Source organism: Pseudomonas edaphica, assembly GCF_005863185.1.
Taxonomy (GTDB): domain Bacteria; phylum Pseudomonadota; class Gammaproteobacteria; order Pseudomonadales; family Pseudomonadaceae; genus Aquipseudomonas; species Aquipseudomonas edaphica.
The window spans coordinates 1-735 of record NZ_VBVZ01001092.1; the positions used below are offsets into that span (position 1 = coordinate 1).

1 protein-coding gene is annotated in these 735 nt (G+C 64.2%); it reads right to left on the reverse strand.

Going from position 1 to position 735, the window contains the following annotated elements:
* On the reverse strand, positions 1–735 hold a 735-nt coding region (locus FEM54_RS33430), incomplete at both ends, for an efflux RND transporter periplasmic adaptor subunit (RefSeq protein WP_138454384.1).

Here is a 735-nt window from a genome sequence, read left to right on the forward strand (position 1 = left end):
TTTTTGGCTGGCAGATGGACTTCGCCATTGGCGTACATGCCGGGTGACAGCAGGTTGTCCGGATTCGGTAGCGTGGCCTGGACCAGCACCGTGCGGGTGCCCGGGTCGATACGTGGTTCGAGGGTACTGACGTGGCCCTTGAACAAGCGCTGGGGGTACGCGTCTACGCTGACGCTCATCTCCTGGCCCGTTTTGAGCTGTGCCAGGGCACGTTCGGGCAGGGTGATATTGGCGTACAGCGTCTGTGCGTCGGTCAGCGACACCATGGCATCGCCGGCCTGCACGAACTGGCCCAGGTTGACCTTGCGCACACCCAGCACGCCGGTGAAGGGCGCCTTGATGCGTTTTTGATCGATCAGCGCCTTGATCCGCACGATATCGGCCAGCGCCTGGGAGTAGGCGGACTGCACTTGATCCAGTTCCTCTTGCGTCGCCGCCTGCTGAGGCAGCAAACGCTGGGTTCGCAGTAACTGGGCCTTGGCGTTGGCGGCCTGGGCCTGAAGCCTGGCCAGTTCGCCTTGTTCCGGCGCATCGTTGAGCTGCACCAGGGTTTGCCCGGCTTTCACCCGCTCGCCGGGTTGGAATGCAATGGCACGTACCAGGCCGCCGCTTTCGGCGGTGACCATGACTTGGCGGGTGGCTTCCAGTTCACCGATACCCGCCAGCGAGTTAGGCATATCGGCTTGCGTGGCGGTGGCGACGGCCACCTGGATGGCCGGCGCAGCCGTTCCGGCC